We start from the raw sequence: 20,261 nt of genomic DNA, 5'->3' as shown, positions 1-20,261 counted from the left end.
GCAATCATATCATTGGATTATCGAGGCATGCATTGCCGCAACAAATGGGTCACTTAGCGAACGTTGAAATTTGGCCAAGTTTGAATGCTGATACAGATCAAGAAAAAGCCTTGTTTGGAGAAAAACTTTATCGAAATTCAATTGCTATCACTATGCTATTGCTAGCAATTCTGACTTCACCAGCTGCGTTGGCGAACGACCCAACTGGTACTTGGCTGACCAAAGACAAAGCCGAGATCACAATAGAGAGATGCGGGGACGATTTCTACGGCATAGTCTCTAAGCCGGCCAAATCGGGTTTACGCGACATTCGCAACCCTGACCCGGCGCTCGGTGGCCGACCGATATTGGGCATGCCTTTGCTTCGCGTGAGTGCAGATATAATTCAATGCAAATTGCCGGGAGAGCTCCACAATCCATTTGACGGCAAAATGTAACAAGGCAGTTTAGAGCTGCTGAGCGAGAATGAGCTGCGCGTGCGTGGTTGTGTCTTGAGAGTTTTGTGTCTTCTTGAAGATTGGGTCAGAATTGGATTCTGACCCCCTCTCCTGAATTCTTAGCGCTGGCCGAACAAAACCTTTTGAGCTTCTTTGTCAGATGCAATGTTCAGCTGCTCCCGTTCCTTTTTGCCAACGGCTAGCCCAACTTGCACGGCAGGACGCGCCAACATCCGATCAATCCAGTTTTTGACGTTTGGGTGTTCATTGATGTCAATTTGTTGACCTTCATGGCCAAGCGCCCAACCGATAATAGCCATGTCCGCAATTGAATAGTCATCAACCACAAAATCACGGCCTTCAAGGCGACGATTTAGTACGCCATATAGCCGGTTGGCTTCGTCGACATATCGCTTGATTGCATAAGGAATCTTTTCTGGCGCATATTTGCCGAAATGGTGGTTTTGACCGAGCATTGGGCCAAAGCCGCCCATTTGCCACATCAGCCATTCATCAACGGCAACCCGTTGGCGCAAATCGGCGGGGTAGAACTTGTCAAATTTCTCGCCCAGATATTTCATAATGGCGCCAGATTCGAAAACAGAGATTGGCTTGCCGCCCGGACCTTCAGGGTCAATTATCGCAGGCATTCGATTATTCGGCGCAATCTTGAGAAAATCGGGCTCAAACTGCTCGCCTCGACCAATATTCACCAACTTCAATGTGTAAGGCACACCCAGTTCTTCAAGTAGTATCGAGATCTTAAAGCCATTGGGGGTTGGCCAATAATATAGCTCGATCGGCTGCGTCTGAATTGCGGACATAATCTACCCTTTTCAAATAATACTCGTCTATTTATCGTACAATTACGATAAAGCTTCAAGTGACGCATAGACACGTTTTTGTGTTTGGACGATTTGTCACAACTTCGTCCTATCTATGGACGCGAACGATGGGCTATTGTGGGCCGAAATACACGTACGAGGCAACAAACGTGGAAATACTAATTCTCTTTGCCGCGGGCCTTTTGGCCGGCGCGCTGAATTCTTTGGCCGGCGGTGGCTCTTTTGTAATATTTCCAGCGCTTTTGTTTGTTGGCGTGCCACCAATCATGGCCAATGCCACCAACACTTATGCATGTTTACCAGGATATGGCAGTGGCGCTATCGGCTTTTGGCAAGATATTTTGCGTCACAAGGACAAACTGCTTGTCTATTCCATTATCGCACTTGTTGCTGGATTTTTGGGTGCCGAAGCATTGCTGCGGGTTTCAGACGCGCAGTTTGAAGGACTAATCCCCTGGTTGATGTTATTTGCGGTAGTTGCTTTTACTTTTGGTGGACAGTTCAATCAATGGATGGCGAACCGCCGAACAACCAGCAAAAATGGTGCACGTACTGGCGCGATTGTTACGACGGTATTCTTAGCGCTTATTTGCTTTTATGGCGGCTTCTTCAATGCAGGACTGGGCATAATCCTGCTGGCCTATTTAGTCCTTGCCGGATACCAAGACTTAAATGCCATGAATGGTCTTAAATTGCTCATCTCGTTTCTAGTGTCAATTACCGCGGTCGTACGCTTTTCAATGAGTGGCTCGATTGAGTGGCAAGCGGGCACAATTGCGTTGATCGGCGCAACAATTGGCGGGTTTGCAGCAGCAAAGCTCTCCTACTTATTGCCCGCATCGTCGATCAGAAACTTCGTTGTTGTTTATGGTTTCGGGCTTACCGTCTATTTCTTCTACACAACGTACTTCGCGTAAACAAAAAACCCGGCAACAAGGCCGGGCTTCAAAGCATCTAGCAATGGAAATTATTGGCTATGCATCACATTCGGTGCACTCAGGCTCAGATTCGGCAGGCAGTGTGCCGATGAACATGTCCAAGCCAAGATTTCTTGGGTCATCCTGACGGTGGCGATCGATCAAGGATTTACCTTCGTCGCCGAAGTAGGACTTGAACCCAACCGTTGCCCGCGTACCAAAGCCCTCGTCCCAAGCCAGTTTACCCGTCAATGAGAATGGCAAAGCAGACTCTACAAACGAATGCTCGACCGTGAAGTTGATGGTCTCTGTTCCCAAAATGGTGCCGCCGCCAACGCTGAGGCGCGTATTGTCGGTTGCATAGTACGCAATGTCGGCCAAAGCAAAATATCCACTCGCATCGGTTCTGAAGGGCGACACATAGTCAACGTTCGCCCAACCTGCCCAAGCTTCCAGCGTCAATTGATCGACATAGAGCTCAACCTCAGGGCCCACTGCGAACAGCTTCGCAGCATCGGTCATTACATAGCCAGCAGCGGCACCTGCCAAATAGCTTTCAGGGTCGCGTGTAAACAGGTGAATTGCACCGCCGGTGGTAACAGAGTTTGATCTGTTGTGAATTGCAGCATCAACTTGAATACCAAACTGATCACCCATCGGCGCAGCGAAGGAAACACCTGCTGCATATTGCCCCGCAAACGGATTTAAGTATCCGCCGCCCTCAAACTCAATTTTTCCGTTTGGTTGCGATACGGCTTGTTGTCCAAATGCGCTGGTTGACATCAACAATGCTGTCGCCAAACAGCCGAATGCAAGCGACGTCTTTTTCACTGAACAGCGCCTCCCTTGATTATTGTTAATCAAAAGTAACCATACATATTCAAAAATGTGAATAGTGAAATTGCTTAGTTTTTGCCAATTTCTGCGGTTTCTGGCCGCCGATTCCGTTTGGGAATGCATAGAGAATACAAATTAACTAGCTTCTACTTACCCACACCGCACAGTCATGAAAAGCAGCGCCACCAAACGGAGGCACCGGATCCGAGCCGATCAACGTGTTAATTCCGGAACTATCTGGATGTGAATCGTTCTTGTGGAGCCCTTCAACAATGATTACGCTCGTTTGGATTCCGTCGTAAAGCACAGCGGATAGAGTCACTTCCCCGCGTTTGTTGCCAACTTGAATCCAATCGCCGTTCCCAATTTGTAGTCGTGCAGCGTCTAGTGGATGCAACAACGCCTTTGGCTGCCCCTCCCGTTTTTGCGACCCGGGGGTTTCGTTAAACGAAGAGTTCAAGAAAGCTCGTGCTGGACTCGTTGCCAATCGGAATGGGTGCAATTCATCGCACTTTTCGTTAACATCCCAATGGTCCGCAAATTTTGGCATAATTGAAGGATCGCAAACCCACTCGACGCCTTTTGTTTGACGTGTTTCTTCCCAATTGGGGGCAAACCTATACTTACCGTCCGACCAAGCAAATCCACTACGGTAATGCGCAATGTCTTGCGCATTCGCCCGATCAACAAACCGAGTTTCCGCAAAATTAGACAGCGAACCGATGTCGGATTTAACAAAGGTGTGATCAATTAGCTCATCATCTGACATTTCAAACACATCAGAACTGACGCCTAGCCGTCGCGCCAATTGGGCAAAAAGCCAGTGATTTGATTTTGCTTCACCCGGCGCTTCAATCAGTTTCGGGCCGTATAAAATGCGCGTGTGTCCACCGCGCGTATAATAGTCGCTATGCTCTAAGAACATGGTGGCGGGCAACACATAGTCCGCCATTTTGGCAGTTTCTGTCATGAATTGCTCATGCACTACCGTAAACAGATCTTCACGAGCAAAGCCCTGTTTGACCTTAGCTTGCTCTGGCGCAACAACCATTGGATTGGTGTTCTGAATCAAAAGTGCTTTAACCGCACCGCCACCTTTGAGCGCTTGCTTCTCGCCGGTAAGGATGGGCCCAATCTCGCACATATCGAGCAAACGCGCAGATCCATCGGTCAAGTCTTTACCTTCAAGGTCCGTCTTATCAAGCGCCCAAGTGCCTGAGTTTGAATGGAAAGCGCCGCCGCCCTCTTCCATCCAAGCTCCGGTCATCGCGGGAATAGACAAAGCAGAATGCATTGCCACCGCACCATTGCGTTGCCTGGTGAAACCATAACCAAGCCGGAAATAGCTCTTGCGATTTTGCCCCACGAGCGCGGCAAACTCTTCAATTTGCTCAACTGCTAGGCCGGTGATTTGAGCAGCCCATTTTGGCGTTTTATCTTCTAGATGAGATTCAAATTCTGGATTGAAGTCTGTGAATTTACTCATATATTCACGATCGGCGAGCCCGTCGCGTAGGAGAATGTGCATCACCGCGCAGGCTAAGGCACCATCAGTGCCGGGTCGCAAAATCAATCCCAAATCGGCCTGCTGCATGGTTGCCGTATTGTATATATCAACCACAACAATCTTTGCGCCACGTTCTTTACGGGCACGCATGGCGTGAGTCATCACATTGACTTGTGTATGCACCGGGTTGGTTCCCCAAATGACCACCACATCGGATTTGGCCATTTCTTCTGGGTTTACGCCCATTAATTTGCCTGTGCCGGTAACAAACCCCGCCCAAGAAATCATGGAACAAATAGTGCCATATTGGCGCGAGTAGCTTTTTGCATTGCGCAGTCGCTCGATGCCGTCGCGCATCACATGTCCCATTGTGCCGGCGTAGAAATATGGCCAAATTGCTTCTGCGCCGTGCTCTTTTTCTATTTGCAGAAAACGCTCAGCAATATCATCTAGCGCTTCGTCCCAGCTCACTTGCTTCCAATGCCCCGCTCCCTTGGCACCGACTCGTTTCAATGGATGCGTAACGCGATTAGGGTGGTGCACGCGCTCAGCATACCGCGCCACTTTTTCGCAAATCACACCTGCCGTATAGGGGTCGTCTTTCGCCCCGCGTACCCGGCCAATTGTGTGGTCATCAAGAATTTCGACATCCAGCGCGCAGGTGGATGGGCAGTCGTGCGGACACACGCTACGCTCAACAGAGCGCACGATTGGTTTGTTCATTTGGGGTGCCTGTTGGCAAATTGGGTTTCGACAAGCCCATAGAGCCAATTTGAAGCTTGATTTGTCAAGCACGACGCATAAAAAAGGGCTGCAAACCCAAAGGAATGCAGCCCCACAAATTTTTGCAAGATACCTTGGCTAGTTAGCCAACGATCTCGTCGTCCGAGAAGAAGTATTTGATTTCTTCAGCAGCTGTCTCTGGTGCATCTGAACCGTGTACAGAGTTTTCACCGATTGAAAGCGCGAATTCTTTGCGGATTGTGCCGTCGGCAGCTTCTGCTGGGTTTGTTGCGCCCATAACTTCGCGGTTTTTCGCGATTGCGTCTTCGCCTTCAAGAACCTGAACAACAACTGGCTCAGAAATCATGAATTCTACAAGCTCACCAAAGAAAGGACGTTCTTTGTGTACAGCGTAAAAGCCTTCAGCTTGCTCTTTTGTCATGTGAATGCGCTTTGAAGCAACAACACGAAGGCCAGCCTCTTCAAATTTAGCGACGATTTTGCCAGTTAGGTTACGCTTTGTTGCGTCAGGCTTGATGATTGAAAATGTGCGTTCCAGAGCCATTTTATGTCCTTAAAGGTTCGGGGAAGAATTTGGCGGCGGTTTTACGCTGACTTTTGCCAAGACACAACCCTTGGAATGCCTCATTTTCAAAGCAAATTTCCAATCGCCTATTCGTTAGGTTCGATCCAAAGCTCGTTTCGCTCGATCTGCCCACCCTCCGGGTGCTCAACAACGACCGCAAGCACCTCGATTTCCTTTTTAATCTCAATTGCTTGGTCGTAAGTTAGAGCCGTTAGCACCTGCGCGCAGATTGCTTCTTTTATGCTTGGGACGATGGTAAGCACAGCCATGTCATCTTGCAAAGTCAAGGATTGGGTGTTGCCGTTTTGCCAACATTGGTTGGGCGCTGAATAGGTATATTGCAAAAACACTGTGTTATCGGCAGTGCGCCATGCGCGCTGAATGGCTTCTTTGGGCGCTTCATTTGGATTGAAATCTGCCCGATCATTCTGGGATATTCCCGTACTTTCCTCAGAACCGTTCCAAGCCAGCTGTGCGACCAAAAGTGCGAGCACCACCAGCCCTGTTGCGATGCGTATAATTTTCATATCTTTGGTCCCACGCAGGTAAATGCCTTTGTTTTCGCGAGGTTGTGGCAGAAAAACAATGGCCAACACCCCCTATCTTCACGTAAAAGCGCAAAAATCAAACATAATGAACTCTCGCCATACGTCTGGAACTGTTCCGCTTAGTTTCTTGCCGTGTGCCGCAAAACAAGCAAATTGGCCGCCATGCTGCAAATCACAAACCTGACATATCTAATTGAAGGTCGCACGCTTTTTGAGAACGCGACGCTGACTTTGCCCACCGGTGCCAAGGCAGGATTTGTCGGGCGCAATGGCTCAGGCAAAACCACGCTGTTTAAGATATTGCAGGGCGAAATCGCGGCAGATGGTGGTGACTTTGAAATTCATCAACGTGCGCGCATTGGCGCGGTTGCGCAAGAAGCGCCCGCAACGTCCGATAGTGTGATGGACATCGTTTTAAGCGCCGACAAAGAGCGACTGTCTTTGTTGCAAGAAGCTGAAGTAGCCACCGACCCGCTTCGGATTGGCGAAATCCACACTCGTCTTGCGGAAATAGAATCCCATTCTGCGGAGGCGCGCGCCAGTTCCGTACTAAAGGGTCTTGGCTTTTCGACCGAAAAGCAAGGCGAACCTTGTGCTAATCTTTCTGGTGGTTGGCGGATGCGCGTGTCGCTTGCTGGCGTATTGTTTTCAAAGCCCGATCTTTTGTTATTGGATGAGCCGACCAACTATTTGGACCTTGAGGGCACACTATGGCTAGAGCGCTATTTGGCGAACTACCCCTACACTGTTTTCATGATCAGCCACGATCGGGATTTGCTCAACAAGGCGGTGAATTCGATTGTGCATTTGGAACGCGGCGGCCTGACATTTTATCGCGGCCAATATGACCAGTTCGAAGCCAATCGTCGCCTGCAAATGGAGTTGAACAACAAGCAGCGCGAAAAGCAGCTCGAACAACTCGAGCATATGCAAAAATTTGTGGAGCGCTTCCGTGCCAAAGCCACCAAAGCCAAACAGGCTCAGTCGCGTCTAAAACGCATGGAAAAGATCAAACCGGTTTCCGCTTTGTTTGACGAGCATGTGTCGCCCTTTAGCTTTCCTCAGCCTAAACGCGCGGTGTCTGCGCCACTTATCGATCTTGAAGATGCCGCGACTGGCTATGGCAATACACGCATCCTAAGCAATATCAATGGACGCATCGACCCAGAAGATCGCATCGCTCTTGTGGGGATCAACGGAAACGGTAAATCGACTTTTGCGAAATTGCTCGCAGACGAGTTGGAATTGCAGGATGGGCGCCTGACCAAAGCGCGAAAGCTTGAGGTGGCGCACTTTGCACAGCACCAGATGGACAAGCTGAACCCAAAACAGACGCCACTTGAGCATGTTGAACCGCTAATGCCTTATGACAGCGAAGCTAAGCGCCGTTCGCGTGTCGCACAGATGGGACTTTCCACGTCGCGCATGGACACTTTGGCCGAAAACTTGTCTGGTGGTGAGCGTGCGCGTCTTTTGATGGGGTTGATTACATTTTCGGGTCCAAACATGTTGATTTTGGACGAGCCGACCAACCACCTCGACATTGATAGCCGCGATGCGTTGGTGCAAGCGCTAAACGAATATGAAGGCGCGGTGCTGATCATTTCGCACGACCGGCACTTAATTGAAGCCACTGTGGATCAGCTTTGGATCGCTGAAAATGGCACCATTTCCGTGTGCGATTACGATCTGGATACCTATCAGCGCTCGATCATTGGCAACAAGTCAGAAAAAAGCGACAAAACAAAAGACCAAAGCCCAGCCGACAAAAAGGCTGACCGCAAAGCGGCTGCCGCCCTCCGGGCCGAGCTTTCGCCTTTGCGCAAAGAAATCAAAGGCTTGGAAACATCCATTTCTAAACTGAATCAAAAACTTGAAAAGCTAGATCAGCAACTAAGTGACCCTGATCTTTTCCAGAAGGACCCGGACAAAGCTGTGCAATTGGGTAAAGACCGCGCCCAGTGCGAACGAGAAATAGAATTGGCAGAAACCGATTGGATGGATAAAGTCGAGGCGTTGGAAGAAGCAGAACAGGCGCAACAAGCGCGTTAGGGAGAAAATGATGAAAAAGCTGATTGCAGGATTGGTGTTTGCTGTTGGGTCACTGTTTGGCGCGGCGAGCCATGCGCAGGAATTGACTGACGAGCAAACGACTGAGGCGATCGCTTTTGCACAAAACGCAGCAGCTTATGTGCTTTATCATGAAGTCGGCCACATGTTCGTTTCCCAATTTGAGCTTCCGATTTTGGGCCGCGAAGAAGATGCGGCAGACAATATTGCCACCCTAATGCTGCTGCATGCCGAAACGGAAGAAAAAGACAATGTGCTGCTGGACGCTGCGCACAGCTGGTTCTTGTCCAACAACTCAGCCACAGATGATGTGATTTCAGATGCAGAGTTCTACGACAGCCACAGCCTAGACATCCAGCGCGCCTTCCAAATTGTTTGCCTAATGGTTGGCGCGGACCCTGACCTTTTTGCCAAAGTCGCCACCGACATTGGCATTGATGAGGATCGTCAAGAAGGCTGCGCGTTTGACTATCAACAACTCTCAGGGAATTGGATCAGGCTCAGCGACGCCTTCGTTAAGCAAGGCAATGCGGGCCAGCGCATTACGGTGGAGTACGAACCATCGGACCCTGAATTTGAGTATGCGGCAGAAATTTTCAAAGACGCGCAGATGCTTGAAGTTGTGTCAGAAGAAATCATGCAAACTTTCGAATTGCCACAAGCTGTTAAGTTTGTCGGCCGTTCATGTGAAGAACCAAACGCTTACTTCGACCCTGAGGCCAGCGAAGTCATCATGTGCTATGAACTCACCGCGATGTTCTTGGACCTGATTGTTGAAGATATTTTGGAAAACCCTGAAGGGTGATGGATTTCGCTGAGAATGAGCAAAGCTGAATCTACGGCCTTACTTGCTCGTCATACTACGCCCTAACCCGTCATACTCGGGCTTGACCCGAGGTTGACGAAGGATGTCATCTAGTGGTTGGGCACAATGACCGTTCTGGCGTTTGGGCAAAGCATCATTTCGCAATGGTTTGGCCAACGCCTGTATGTATGCGCATAGCAAGCCGAATAAGAAAATCTGAAAACCACTTCGGTGCCCAATGTCATAGATTTCACACCTGAAACGACAGTGACACCGCTGCATCTGCACCATCGCAATCACTTCTTAGGTATTTCGCCCGATAATTTGCCCTTGAATAGATTTGCTTGGGTTGGTTATTTTGGAAAAGTCCAAACTGGAAGATCGCTATAAGTTGCTTCAGATGCTGCAAAATCCAACAGCAGTGGTGAATGCGCATGGTGACGTCAGGGCAGCAAATGATGCCTTTTCGGCCCTACTCTCAACCAATATTTCTTACGAAGCGAGTGTTTTCGGCGAAACCTTCAAAAACTGTCACAATGTAAGCTTCCATTCTTGGGTGCTCGACCAGGAGTTTGGATCGACAAAAGACAGCAGAACCATCGTGCTCGAACTTGACGATGCGACCCAGGCATTTTCGATTTGTCCATTCGAAACGGGCAGCCAAAATGTTGAGTTCCTTATTGAGCGCTGCTCCCTTTGTGATGCAGACATCCGCCTCCAATATCTTCTTCGTCATTTGGAGCATGGCATCTGGGATTATGACGTTTCCAAGGAAATCTTCAATGTAACCAACGCTTGGAAAAGAATGCGTGGTTTCAACGAGAAGGACGACGTGAACGAAGAAGACCCGAACTGGTTGAACGATATACATCCCGAAGACAGAGAAGACTTGCAGGGGCTCTTTGAGGGCCAAATTGCCGGAGAATCCAGAAAACTTGAGCTCCAGTACCGCCGTTGGCATAGAATTGAAAAGCGTTGGGTTTGGATACTCTGCCAGGCCGGAGTCATGCAATACAGTTCTGACGGTAAACCGCGTCACATTGTTGGCACTGACACCGATATAACAGAGCTAAAACGTGTGGAGTTTGAGCTCAAGCAATTGCACAACAAAACGCGCCTCGCCATCGCAGCCTCAGAAATGGGTCTATTCGAATTCGACTATGCCAAAAACAAGGTTTTTTGGGATGATCGAATGCTCGAGATTTATGGCGTTAAGGACCGTGAAAACGAAAGAGAAGGCGACTATTGGGCCAGTAGAATCCATCCGGATGACCTGGCAGAAACGCTTTCAAAGACAGAACAAGTGCAAGTTGGTGTCGACTTGAATGCTGACTATCGCATTTTGCGCACTGACGGCGAGACGCGATACATTCGCAGCAAGGCCCAGTTCATTCCAGATGCAGGCGATAAGGGCATGCTGATAGGCGTGAATATCGATGTAACTGACGATGTTGAGCGGAGCAAAGAATTAGAGCAAATGCGCGAAAAGCTCGTTTATGAGTCCCGCCATGATTCGCTTACGGGCTTGGCCAACCGGAGGTTGCTCGATGCCAAATTGGATGAAATATCAGCAAGCATGGATGACAACGAACATGTTGGCATACTGTCTTTCGATTTAGACCATTTCAAAGCAGCAAATGATCGATTTGGACACGCGGTCGGCGATGACCTTTTACGTCAAGCAGCGACCCTGCTCGCTGAATTGTGCGGTGAAAAAATGCTAGTATGTCGTCTTGGCGGCGACGAATTCGTGGCCCTGTCCGGACCACAAAAAGAAAAACCGGATTTCGCAGACCTTGCGGCTACGATCATTCGTCGTTTCAGCAGTCCTTTTAGCGTTGGCGATCACTATTGCAAAATCGGTGTCAGCGTTGGTTCAGCCGTGGTTAGCGGCAAGGAACTAAATAAGGATGCATTGCTGGTTGAGGCAGACCGTGCACTGTATGCCGCAAAAGCCGCTGGGCGAAATTGTTTTCGAGAGCTCGTTGCGAACAAAGACTTGGAAACGCCAAGACATGACCCCAAGCGACCTGCGAGCATAGCTTAGCCGATCGACAAATTTGATTGTCGAGACAGTGTTTTAGTTTGCCAATCAAACAAAGCTGTCGATCTCGCGCGCGCCTTGGTTTCTGCAAAACACACAGAAAAACAACGGCCTTAGGAACGACAATACTTCTCAGACAAGGTGACCTGCGCTACCCTCTATCTTGTGATAATGAGGAAGACCCCATATGACTGCCTATCCCAATCTGCTCGCGCCGCTTGACCTTGGCTTTACTACGCTGAAAAACCGAGTGCTCATGGGCTCGATGCACACTGGTTTGGAAGAAACCAAGGACTGGCAGCGTGTCGCCCAGTTCTACGCCGAACGAGCCCGTGGCGGTGTGGCACTGATCGTAACTGGGGGTATGGCGCCGTCGAAAGAGGCTGGCGTATTTCCCGGCGCTGCGGGACTTTTTACGGATGAAGACATAAACAACCACAGGATCGTGACTGACCGCGTGCACGCCGAGGGCGGCAAGATTGCCATGCAAATCCTGCATGCGGGGCGGTACGCGTATGGTCCCGATTGTGTTTCGGCGTCACCAATCAAGTCACCGATCTCGCCCTTTCCCCCAAAAGAGTTGGATGAAGAAGGCATTGAAAAGCAGATCCAAGACTTTGTGACAGCCACCGTTCGCGCGCGTCAGGCGGGCTATGACGGCGTCGAGATTATGGGTTCCGAGGGTTACTTCATCAACCAGTTTCTCGTCACCCACACCAACAAACGATCCGATCGCTGGGGTGGACCATACGAGAACCGGATGCGCTTGCCGATTGAAATTGTGCGCCGTTGCCGCGAGGCAGTTGGCGAGGATTTCATCATCATCTACCGCTTGTCGATGATCGACCTGATCCCCAATGGCTCAACCCATGACGAGGTGGTGCAATTGGCGCAGGCAGTTGAAAAAGCGGGCGCGACGATACTCAACACAGGAATTGGTTGGCATGAGGCGCGCGTTCCAACCATTGCCACCTCGGTGCCGCGCCGTGCCTTTGCTTGGGTCACTAAGAAGTTGATGGGCAAAGTCGACATCCCGGTGATCACCTCAAACCGGATCAACATGCCAGACGTGGCTGAAGAGGTGCTAGCGGAGGGCTGTGCCGACATGGTGTCGATGGCACGCCCATTTCTGGCCGATGCCGATTTCGTCGCAAAGGCAGCGGCGGGCAAAGCCGAGTTGATCGCCCCTTGCATCGCCTGCAACCAAGCCTGTTTGGATCACACCTTTTCAGGCAAATTGACATCCTGTCTGGTCAACCCCCGCGCGTGTCACGAGACCGAACTCCGCATTGAGCCGACGACGAAAAAGAAGAAAATCGCTGTGGTTGGCGCAGGTCCAGCCGGGCTTTCAACTGCGATCACCGCAGCGCAACGCGGCCATGATGTTACCCTGTTCGACCGCGCTGATAAGCTTGGCGGGCAGCTCAACTTGGCTAAGCAAATTCCTGGCAAAGAAGAGTTTTGGGGACTCGTTAGCTGGTACGAAGAGATGGTAGCGGCAGAAGGCGTAACCGTGCGGCTTAACACCGAAGTAACAGCGGATGATCTGACCGACTTTGACGAAGTAATCGTTTCAACGGGCGTCGTACCGCGCGCGCCCGGAATCCCCGGCGAGGACCGTCCAGAGGTGCTCAGCGATCTCGACGTGCTGCGCGACAAGAAACACGTGGGCAAACGCGTCGCCGTTATCGGTGCGGGTGGGATCGGCTTCGACGTCGCCGAATTTCTGGTTCATGAGGGCAAAAGCTCGACCGAAAACCTTCAGGAATGGCGGAAAGAATGGGGTGTAGGCGATCCAGATGAGACACCCGGCGGTCTCGCACCTGCTGGACCAAAGCCACACGCTCCTGCGCGCGAGGTCACGTTGTTGCAGCGCAAAGCCAAAGCACTTGGTAAGGATTTGGGCAAGACCACGGGTTGGATACACCGCGCCGCGCTCAAGATGAAGAATGTCCAAATGATTGGTGGCGTCAACTATGAACGTATCGATGACGATGGCCTACACATCTCCTTTGGTGAGGAGCGCGAAAACCCGCAAGTGATTACCATCGACAATGTGGTGATTTGCGCCGGACAGCTTCCAGAACGATCTCTGGCTGACACGCTTAAAGCACGTGGCGTCAGCTGCCACATCATTGGGGGCGCAGATGTTGCCGCCGAACTGGATGCCAAACGCGCCATAAATCAAGGCACACGCTTGGCCATGTCGCTCTAACAGTTGGGAGTTACATTAAGGCATATTTTGCCGTTTAAGCTTTTTTCACCCATTTGCCGTTTGGCTCTTGCTGCCAATAGGTAAGATCATGATCCGGCTTTAGCGCTTTCCATGCCTCACGAGCGCGGGTGACTGCGTCTGGGTCGTGCCCATCAAACATGTAAACAACCCGCTCATAGTCGCCACCTTCTGATGGCACAGCGCCTTTGGCGTAGAACCGCAATTGTGCGCCGTTGGGGTTCACCTGACCTGCCACCAGCGCAATTGGGTGATCTGCAGCCCGCTCCCCGTCCCCAATACCATGGGGCAAAAAGCTATCATCACGATAGGTCCAAAGCGCAGCATCAAGCGGATCAAGTGCGCTTTCATCGCCCACTTCAACCACGGCTCGCCAACCACGCTCCAGTGTTTTTTCAAGCAAAAGGGGCAGCACCGCCTCTGCGGGGCGCTGCTCCAAATGGTAGAAAAGAATTTCGGTCAAGTTCGTTTACCGATCCTTTTTTGATTACTCAGCCTACTCGTAGTGGTCACGCACCATCTTGTCGAGCAGTGCCACGCCAAAACCTGTGCCCCAGCTTTTGCAAATTGGGGTGGCTGGCACATTCATTGCTGTCGACAAATCAATGTGCGCCCAAGGCACCTCGCCCACAAAACGCTTGAGGAATTGTGCTGCGGTGATCGCCCCTGCCCAACGGCCACCGATATTCTTCATATCCGCAAACTTTGAATTGATCAGCTTGTCATATTCTGGACCCATCGGCATGCGCCAAACGCGCTCGCCAGTGTCCAAACCGGCTTGGGTTAGATTTGCAGACAAGTCATCATCATTTGAGAAAAGACCCGCATACTGGTCACCCAGCGCCACCATGTTTGCGCCAGTCAATGTTGCCAAATTGACCATGAATTTAGGCTTGAAGTTCTCCTTGGTGTACCAAAGCGCATCGGCCAACACCAGGCGACCCTCAGCGTCAGTATTCAACACTTCGATGGTTTGGCCCGACATTGAGGTGATGATGTCGCTTGGGCGCATGGCGTTACCGTCTGCCATATTTTCGACCAAGCCAATGACGCCCACAGCGTTCACTTTGGCTTTGCGCAGCCCAAGGGTTTTCATAATGCCGGTCACGGCCGCCGCGCCGCCCATATCACCCTTCATGTCTTCCATGCCGCCGGCGGGCTTAATCGACAAACCGCCACTATCAAAAACCACGCCTTTACCCACAAAGGCGATTGGCGCATCGCCTTTTTTGCCGCCATTCCATTTCATGATGGCAAGATGTGAAGGGCGACGAGAGCCATAGCCTACCGCCAACAGGGCGCCCATGCCCAGTTTTGTCATCTGCTTTTCGTCAAGAATTTCAACTTCTAGGCCATGTTCTTCTAAGTCTTTTGCCGCCTGCGCAAACTCTTCCGTGCCGAGCACGTTGGCAGGCTCGTTGACCAAGTTACGCGCGCAAATGGTGCCTTGGGTCACCGCATCACGAATCTTGTCAGCTGTGGTCACAGCCTTTTTGTCCGCCACTTGCAATGTCAGCTTCAGTTCAGCTGGCGGCAAATCATCTTCTTTTTTGCCTGGATTGGTTTTGTATTTGTCAAAACGGTAGTGGCCAAGACGAAGCCCGGCCGCAAACGCGGCAATTTGTTCAGCGCTTGCCTCGATATCAAAAACAATTTCAGCACTATCAACGTTAAGTCCGCGCAGTTTGTTGACAATGGTGCCGCCTGCAGAAGCAAATTCTTTAATGTCTGTCTCAGCGCTCAAATCGCCTATACCCGCCAAAATCACATGATCGGCATCCAAACCATCCGCGGCGTAAATATTGAAAAAACTAGACTTTTTCGCTTCAAACTTCGCGGCTTTTGATAGCGTTGCAAGGTCAAGCCCGGTTGCGCTCCAAAGTTCGGCGCTCTGATCCGCCATTTTCAATTCATCTGCCACCAGCAAACACACATGTTTGGCTTTTGGCGCCTTAAAGCTATCGATTTTGAGCTTGAGAGTTTGGTCCATTTATCTATCCCGGAATTATTGGCTGGCCACGGTGTTGCGAGAACTCGCCACCAATGTTCGTTTTTCCACATCCTGCGCTGCGAAAATTGAAAGTTCAATGGCCAAATCCGCTTATCAACTTGTGTGATTGCAAATTGATGGCTTTCCCTTACTGAACCTTCATGGCAAAACAGCAAATATGACTTTGATTGCGCGTTATTTATTTTCAAAATATGTAGCCACTTCATTTGGCTTTATTGTGCTCTTGGCCTTTTTGGGCTGGATGGTGCAATTGTTACGCACGATTGATGTTGTCACCTCCAAGGGGCAAAGCATTGTCACCCTATTTACCCAGTCCGTTTTGGTCATTCCAGAAGTCATCAGCATCATATTGTATCTATGCGTCGCGCTTGGTGTCGCGCGCGGTTTAAAAGCCCTGCAAATCAGCAAAGAGCTGTTTCCAATCCACTCAAGTGTCGGCCTAAAGCCGCTGTGGCAATCTATCGGGTTGTTTTTGCTGGTTGGCGTCATTTTTGACGTGACGTTGGCACATCAATTGGTGCCAAAAACCAACCAACTCGCGGCGTTGCGAGCAGATGAAATCAATGCGGATTTGATTGCAAACTCCTCCCGCCCTGGGCAGTTTACAAGCATTGCCCCGAATTTGACTTTGATGATTGAGGGGCGCGCTGAAGACGGGACGGGTTTGGGCTTTTTCCTGCATGACAGCCGAAATCCTGAGAAAAACCAAACGACATTTGCTGCGCAATCGCAGCTATCCCGGGCCGATGACACGCTCTACATTAAACTCAAAGATGGCGCGATCCAGTATTTCAATACTAAGACGAACACAATGTCGACGTTGGAATTTGGCACCTACAGCGTTGCAGTGCGTGAACTCGCTTCTTCCAACCTTTTTGCAGCGGTTGAACCTTCCAGCTTAGAAGTTATGGCGCTCATTCAGGCAGGTGCGGCGAACCAACGTCATGTTGCCTTGCTGCATGACCGTTTTGCCTCTGCGATCTATTTGTTCTCGCTTGTGCTTTTTGCCTTCGCGGTAACCATGACCCCTCGCCCTATGCGATCAAAACGCTGGATAAGCGCCGACGTGGTCATATTGGGCACGGGCATATTTGTAAAAGTGCTTGGCGCCACCGCAAAGCAGCTTGCCGGCGGTGATGCGGGATATGTGGTTTTGATCTATCTGATCCCGCTGCTGCCGCTGATCCCAACGGCAATCATTGCTTGGAGAAATGGCATTTTTACAATTCTGCCCAAATCGCTAAAGGGGGCCCTACATGCTTAGACTTGGCCGCCATTTTGCTACCAACATACTACGCTCCGTTCTTTTGGTTACATTCTTGTTCTTCTGCTTGGTGGCACTGATCGAATTAGTGGAGGTTGGCAATCGCGCCGATCTTGGCTTATTTGAACGTCCTTGGCTAACGCTGTCATCCGTCGGATTGTCCGCAATTAGCTGGGCAAATGACTTGCTACCAATCTCAATTTTGGTTGGCTCTGTTTTGGCGCTTATTGACTTGCAAAACAACCGCGAATTGATCGTGGCTAAGTCCAGCGGCGTTTCCATTTGGGGCATATTGGCGGTGCCAGTCGCGACAATGGTTTTACTTGGGTTTTTCCTGAGTTATATCGGCGAATCCGCAATAATTTTGGGAAAACAAAAGGTTGAAGAACAGCTTGGGGTCGTAAAAGAATCGCAGCTTATCAGCCAAGGTAGCGGCCGCTGGATTGCGCAAAAAAATGGCAATCAAGCGTATTTCATTCGCGCAAAGCATTTGTCGGACGATGGTTTGCTAATGCGCGATGTCTCAGTCTACGAATACAGTGCAGAAAATGAGCTTGGGCGGCAGATTATCGCCGAAGCCGCAACTTATCAAAACAACAGCTGGATTTTGGAGCGCGGCATCAACATCACCACTGATGGTGAGCAACAACAGTTTAGCCGTTTGGAATTACCGACCACCGCCAGTAAAGAATCGATAAATCTGCAAATTGGTTCAATCCATCAAATGGATATATTTACGCTGCGCGAGTTCATCCAAACCGTTGAAAAAGATAACAATAACGTCGCTCAGGCATTTACAAAACTACGTCGTAGCGAAGCACTGCCTGCACTGTTTGTTGGTTCTTTGTTAATCGCGTTTGCATTTACCGTGGGCTACCGGCGGCATGGCACTTCCGGCAGCCAAGTTCTGTATGGTATTGTGTTGGGGTTTGTGCTTTATGTTGTCACGAAATTGCTTGAACGGGCGGGAAGCTCGGGAGTGATGGACGCAACATTGGCCGCATGGGGACCTGCAATAGTCGCAATTGTTATCGGGACAAGCGTGCTGTTGTGGAAGGAAGATGGATGAGTGTAGCGCGTAACCACGCGGGTTGGAGTAGCTGGCGACACCTATTGCTCAACACAAGTGCTGTGTTGGGTTTTGTTGTTGCGTCTACTCAAATCGCAAGCGCTGATCAGCTTCTTCCGACAAATTTCTTTGCAAATCAAAAGCTCTCCACCACCAGCCAAATGTTGGTTTCGGCCAACCATCTCACCGTAAACAATGTTACGTCGTTGGTGATTGCAACTGGGGATGTACGTCTGTCAGCCGATGGTTATTTGGTTGCAGCTGAGCGCGCCGAGTACAACCAAAAAACAGGCAAAGTACTACTCATTGGCGCTGTAGCAGTGCGTGGCCCAGATGGCCAACAATATATTGCCGAACGTGCTGAGCTATTCGGTGGATTCCGACAAGGCTTTTTAAAGTCGCTTGTTTTTGAGACCGGCGATGGGCTGCGTCTGACTGCTGCCGACGCTGAAATCCGACCAGGCAACACACTATTGCTTGATGACGCATCCGTGACGCCTTGTGGCAACTGCGTCGATTCGAATGGCCGACAGATTGGATGGCGCATCCGATCTGCGACGGTCGTCCGAGATACGGAAAAAAAGACCATCCACTTTGCGCAGGGCTCGCTAGAAATTGCAGGCATTCCGATTGCCTACTTACCTTGGTTGACGATCCCAGACCCCTCGCTTACCGACATAGAGAATCTGATGCGTAGCCGCGTTTCCTATAGCGCGGAAAAAGGGTTAGCGGTTGTCTATCCTGGATTTGTATTCCACTCGCCGGAATTGGGCGTAACGTTAACGCCTGAAATCTACACGCGCCAAGGCGTTTTGGGTGAGCTGAACTGGAACAAACAAATAGGGTTTGGAAACTACGCGGTTGACGCCTGGGGTATTTATCAACTCGACCCATCTGCATACGCTGGCAAGAATGGCGACACAAATTTTCGCGGTGGCGTGCAAGGCCGGGCCGATTTTTCGTTCAATGGTGGGTGGACAGCAGGCGTCCAAGCTTCGACATTTTCAGACCGCTCATTTCCGGTTGACTATACGAAGGGGCGTCGTGAAGGCGATTATGCGACACAACGCATTTTTGCAACCCAGCTCACCGACAACGCATATCTAGACGCACGTGCTGAGTACTATGTTGGATTAGGCGAAAGCGGTGCCACCATCGAAAGCCAGCAGGGTCAAGTCCTCCCCTCAATTGCTGGCCATCACGTCACGAGTGCCCCAAATGGATTTGGCGAGTTCTTGCTGGATGGTCAACTCATCCGAATTACGCGCGATGCCGATACGTCGTCGACCGTTGGCGGCACCGAATATGTTCAGGGGTTTGCGGGTGAAAAGACCCATGCCATGGTGCAGGCCGCCTGGCGCGATCAGTGGACCATGCCAGGCGGTGTTTTGATTTCACCCTATATTGGCGTTCGCGGTGACATCTCACAATATGATGGTGCAAGTGGTCATGCAGACGCTCCAGCTGCTGCTGTTACGCATTCCATCACGCCTATTGCCGCACTGGACGTTAGCTGGCCGCTAATGGGCAAAACGCAAGAAGCAACACACTTTGTGACCCCTCGCCTGCAGGTTGTATCGCGCGGCGGGAACGCGACACCTGGCATCACGAATGAAAATGCGCAAAGCTTTGTGTTCGACGATACCAACCTATTTAGCTTCAACCGCTTTTCCGGCACTGACCGTCAAGAAACAGGTACACGAGCGAGCTTTGGCGTCACTTATCACGCCGATCTAGCAGATGGTCGCTGGTTTGATTTGACGATTGGACAGTCCGTCCAAATTGGCGGCACCAACTCTGCCACAATTGCAAATCCAACTCAGACAGGCATAGGGTCTGGCGTGGTTGATGGCCTCTCGCACATTGTTATTGGCGCAAAGGGCGCGCCCCTCGTTGGTGTTGAGCTGGGCGGAAAAATACTTCTAGACCCAAGCGATGCGACAATCGAACGAGGCATGATCGCCGCAAAATACTCAGGTGAATACTTCTCAGGCGGTATCGACTATGCATATCAATCACAAGATATGGCACCTGGGGTCACGGCAGATCGACATGAAATCGGTGGCAACATCACCGTTCCAATTGACGATTATTGGAGCGTTAGTGGCGACGCACGCTACGATTTGATCACGTCACAAATCAGCAATTATGGCGTTTCGCTTGGCTATGACGACAACTATACCGAAGGCAGCGTCTACTACCGCTCAAACGGTGGTGGCTTCGAAGGTGACCGGATTGGCATCAAGCTGAAGTTAAAAATGCTGGCTGATGTTGGCTACGATCACAATTTGTAGGTCACCTGTTCAAAAAAAGGCCGCATTGTTTGCGCACTCATGCTAACACGGCAATCAAGCAAAAATTCAAA

Annotated in this window: 16 protein-coding genes; 9 read left to right on the top strand and 7 right to left on the bottom strand. The window is 50.5% G+C overall.

Features of this window, described 5'->3' with window-relative positions; all coding sequences use genetic code 11:
* The first annotated feature begins 32 nt into the window (after positions 1 to 32).
* The gene (locus QQL65_RS12020) at positions 33 to 437 is read left to right on the top strand and encodes a DUF2147 domain-containing protein (protein ID WP_284364846.1); all 405 of its coding nucleotides are present in this window, start codon (positions 33 to 35) and stop codon (positions 435 to 437) included.
* A gap of 119 nt (positions 438 to 556) precedes the next feature.
* On the opposite strand, the gene QQL65_RS12015 is transcribed toward QQL65_RS12020, so the two are convergent.
* Positions 557 to 1,261 (bottom strand): glutathione S-transferase N-terminal domain-containing protein, encoded by a 705-nt coding sequence (locus tag QQL65_RS12015; RefSeq protein ID WP_284364844.1) that lies wholly within the window; start codon positions 1,259 to 1,261, stop codon positions 557 to 559.
* Between the two features lie 170 nt (positions 1,262 to 1,431).
* Between QQL65_RS12015 and QQL65_RS12010 the strand changes: the two genes are divergently transcribed.
* Positions 1,432 to 2,199, top strand: a complete 768-nt coding sequence (locus QQL65_RS12010; RefSeq protein ID WP_284364843.1) for a sulfite exporter TauE/SafE family protein — start codon at positions 1,432 to 1,434, stop codon at positions 2,197 to 2,199.
* 57 nt (positions 2,200 to 2,256) lie between these two features.
* On the opposite strand, the gene QQL65_RS12005 is transcribed toward QQL65_RS12010, so the two are convergent.
* The 4 genes from QQL65_RS12005 to QQL65_RS11990 all read right to left on the bottom strand — a co-directional run bounded on the left by QQL65_RS12005 (position 2,257) and on the right by QQL65_RS11990 (position 6,379).
* Positions 2,257 to 3,030, bottom strand: coding sequence for a hypothetical protein (locus tag QQL65_RS12005; RefSeq protein WP_284364842.1), 774 nt, complete (start codon positions 3,028 to 3,030; stop codon positions 2,257 to 2,259).
* 145 nt (positions 3,031 to 3,175) lie between these two features.
* Positions 3,176 to 5,266 (bottom strand): molybdopterin-dependent oxidoreductase, encoded by a 2,091-nt coding sequence (locus QQL65_RS12000; protein WP_284364841.1) that lies wholly within the window; start codon positions 5,264 to 5,266, stop codon positions 3,176 to 3,178.
* A 142-nt stretch (positions 5,267 to 5,408) separates the two neighbouring features.
* Complete coding sequence (ndk, locus tag QQL65_RS11995; protein ID WP_284364840.1) at positions 5,409 to 5,831, bottom strand: nucleoside-diphosphate kinase; 423 nt, start codon at positions 5,829 to 5,831, stop codon at positions 5,409 to 5,411.
* A gap of 107 nt (positions 5,832 to 5,938) precedes the next feature.
* Entirely contained in the window at positions 5,939 to 6,379 is a 441-nt protein-coding gene (locus QQL65_RS11990) for a hypothetical protein (RefSeq protein ID WP_284364839.1), read from the bottom strand.
* Between the two features lie 183 nt (positions 6,380 to 6,562).
* Here QQL65_RS11990 and QQL65_RS11985 point away from each other — a divergent pair, with 183 nt between their 5' ends.
* From QQL65_RS11985 to QQL65_RS11970, 4 genes are all read left to right on the top strand, one after another.
* Positions 6,563 to 8,452 carry an ABC-F family ATP-binding cassette domain-containing protein gene (locus tag QQL65_RS11985; RefSeq protein ID WP_284364838.1) on the top strand — a complete coding sequence of 630 codons (1,890 nt, stop codon included), beginning with the start codon at positions 6,563 to 6,565 and terminating at the stop codon, positions 8,450 to 8,452.
* Positions 8,453 to 8,462: 10 nt separating this feature from the next.
* Positions 8,463 to 9,275 (top strand): DUF4344 domain-containing metallopeptidase, encoded by an 813-nt coding sequence (locus tag QQL65_RS11980; RefSeq protein WP_284364837.1) that lies wholly within the window; start codon positions 8,463 to 8,465, stop codon positions 9,273 to 9,275.
* Between the two features lie 358 nt (positions 9,276 to 9,633).
* Positions 9,634 to 11,322, top strand: coding sequence for a sensor domain-containing diguanylate cyclase (locus tag QQL65_RS11975; RefSeq protein ID WP_284364836.1), 1,689 nt, complete (start codon positions 9,634 to 9,636; stop codon positions 11,320 to 11,322).
* 184 nt (positions 11,323 to 11,506) lie between these two features.
* Positions 11,507 to 13,534 (top strand): NADPH-dependent 2,4-dienoyl-CoA reductase, encoded by a 2,028-nt coding sequence (locus QQL65_RS11970; RefSeq protein WP_284364835.1) that lies wholly within the window; start codon positions 11,507 to 11,509, stop codon positions 13,532 to 13,534.
* Between the two features lie 34 nt (positions 13,535 to 13,568).
* Here QQL65_RS11970 and QQL65_RS11965 read toward each other — a convergent pair whose 3' ends face one another.
* A complete protein-coding gene (locus tag QQL65_RS11965; RefSeq protein ID WP_284364832.1) occupies positions 13,569 to 14,015 on the bottom strand; it encodes a DNA polymerase III subunit chi in 447 nt (148 codons plus the stop codon).
* 33 nt (positions 14,016 to 14,048) lie between these two features.
* Positions 14,049 to 15,542 carry a leucyl aminopeptidase gene (locus QQL65_RS11960; protein ID WP_284364829.1) on the bottom strand — a complete coding sequence of 498 codons (1,494 nt, stop codon included), beginning with the start codon at positions 15,540 to 15,542 and terminating at the stop codon, positions 14,049 to 14,051.
* 178 nt (positions 15,543 to 15,720) lie between these two features.
* Between QQL65_RS11960 and QQL65_RS11955 the strand changes: the two genes are divergently transcribed.
* Genes QQL65_RS11955 through QQL65_RS11945 form a run of 3 tightly spaced genes read left to right on the top strand, consistent with a single transcriptional unit; the run spans position 15,721 to position 20,190 of the window.
* Positions 15,721 to 16,827 (top strand): LptF/LptG family permease, encoded by a 1,107-nt coding sequence (locus QQL65_RS11955; protein ID WP_284364828.1) that lies wholly within the window; start codon positions 15,721 to 15,723, stop codon positions 16,825 to 16,827.
* A complete protein-coding gene (locus QQL65_RS11950; protein ID WP_284364826.1) occupies positions 16,820 to 17,896 on the top strand; it encodes an LptF/LptG family permease in 1,077 nt (358 codons plus the stop codon). Before QQL65_RS11955 ends, QQL65_RS11950 begins: the two co-directional genes overlap by 8 nt.
* Positions 17,893 to 20,190: an LPS-assembly protein LptD gene (locus QQL65_RS11945; protein ID WP_284364825.1), complete on the top strand. Its 2,298-nt coding sequence runs from the start codon at positions 17,893 to 17,895 to the stop codon at positions 20,188 to 20,190. Before QQL65_RS11950 ends, QQL65_RS11945 begins: the two co-directional genes overlap by 4 nt.
* Positions 20,191 to 20,261 lie beyond the last annotated feature (71 nt).

It is taken from the genome of Maritalea porphyrae (assembly GCF_030159895.1).
GTDB lineage: Bacteria > Pseudomonadota > Alphaproteobacteria > Rhizobiales > Devosiaceae > Maritalea > Maritalea porphyrae.
Note: the sequence above shows the minus strand (reverse complement) of the source record. Positions and strands in the feature narration are given on the sequence as shown.

Bases quoted from the DNA above. Each gene is read 5' to 3' on its own strand.
- QQL65_RS12015 (WP_284364844.1), bottom strand. From the start codon at position 1,261: ATGTCCGCAATTCAGACGCAGCCGATCGAGCTATATTATTGGCCAACC.
- QQL65_RS12000 (WP_284364841.1), bottom strand. From the start codon at position 5,266: ATGAACAAACCAATCGTGCGCTCTGTTGAGCGTAGCGTGTGTCCGCAC.
- ndk (WP_284364840.1), bottom strand. From the start codon at position 5,831: ATGGCTCTGGAACGCACATTTTCAATCATCAAGCCTGACGCAACAAAG.
- QQL65_RS11990 (WP_284364839.1), bottom strand. From the start codon at position 6,379: ATGAAAATTATACGCATCGCAACAGGGCTGGTGGTGCTCGCACTTTTG.
- QQL65_RS11985 (WP_284364838.1), top strand. From the start codon at position 6,563: ATGCTGCAAATCACAAACCTGACATATCTAATTGAAGGTCGCACGCTT.
- QQL65_RS11980 (WP_284364837.1), top strand. From the start codon at position 8,463: ATGAAAAAGCTGATTGCAGGATTGGTGTTTGCTGTTGGGTCACTGTTT.
- QQL65_RS11970 (WP_284364835.1), top strand. From the start codon at position 11,507: ATGACTGCCTATCCCAATCTGCTCGCGCCGCTTGACCTTGGCTTTACT.
- QQL65_RS11960 (WP_284364829.1), bottom strand. From the start codon at position 15,542: ATGGACCAAACTCTCAAGCTCAAAATCGATAGCTTTAAGGCGCCAAAA.
- QQL65_RS11955 (WP_284364828.1), top strand. From the start codon at position 15,721: ATGACTTTGATTGCGCGTTATTTATTTTCAAAATATGTAGCCACTTCA.
- QQL65_RS11950 (WP_284364826.1), top strand. From the start codon at position 16,820: ATGCTTAGACTTGGCCGCCATTTTGCTACCAACATACTACGCTCCGTT.
- QQL65_RS11945 (WP_284364825.1), top strand. From the start codon at position 17,893: ATGAGTGTAGCGCGTAACCACGCGGGTTGGAGTAGCTGGCGACACCTA.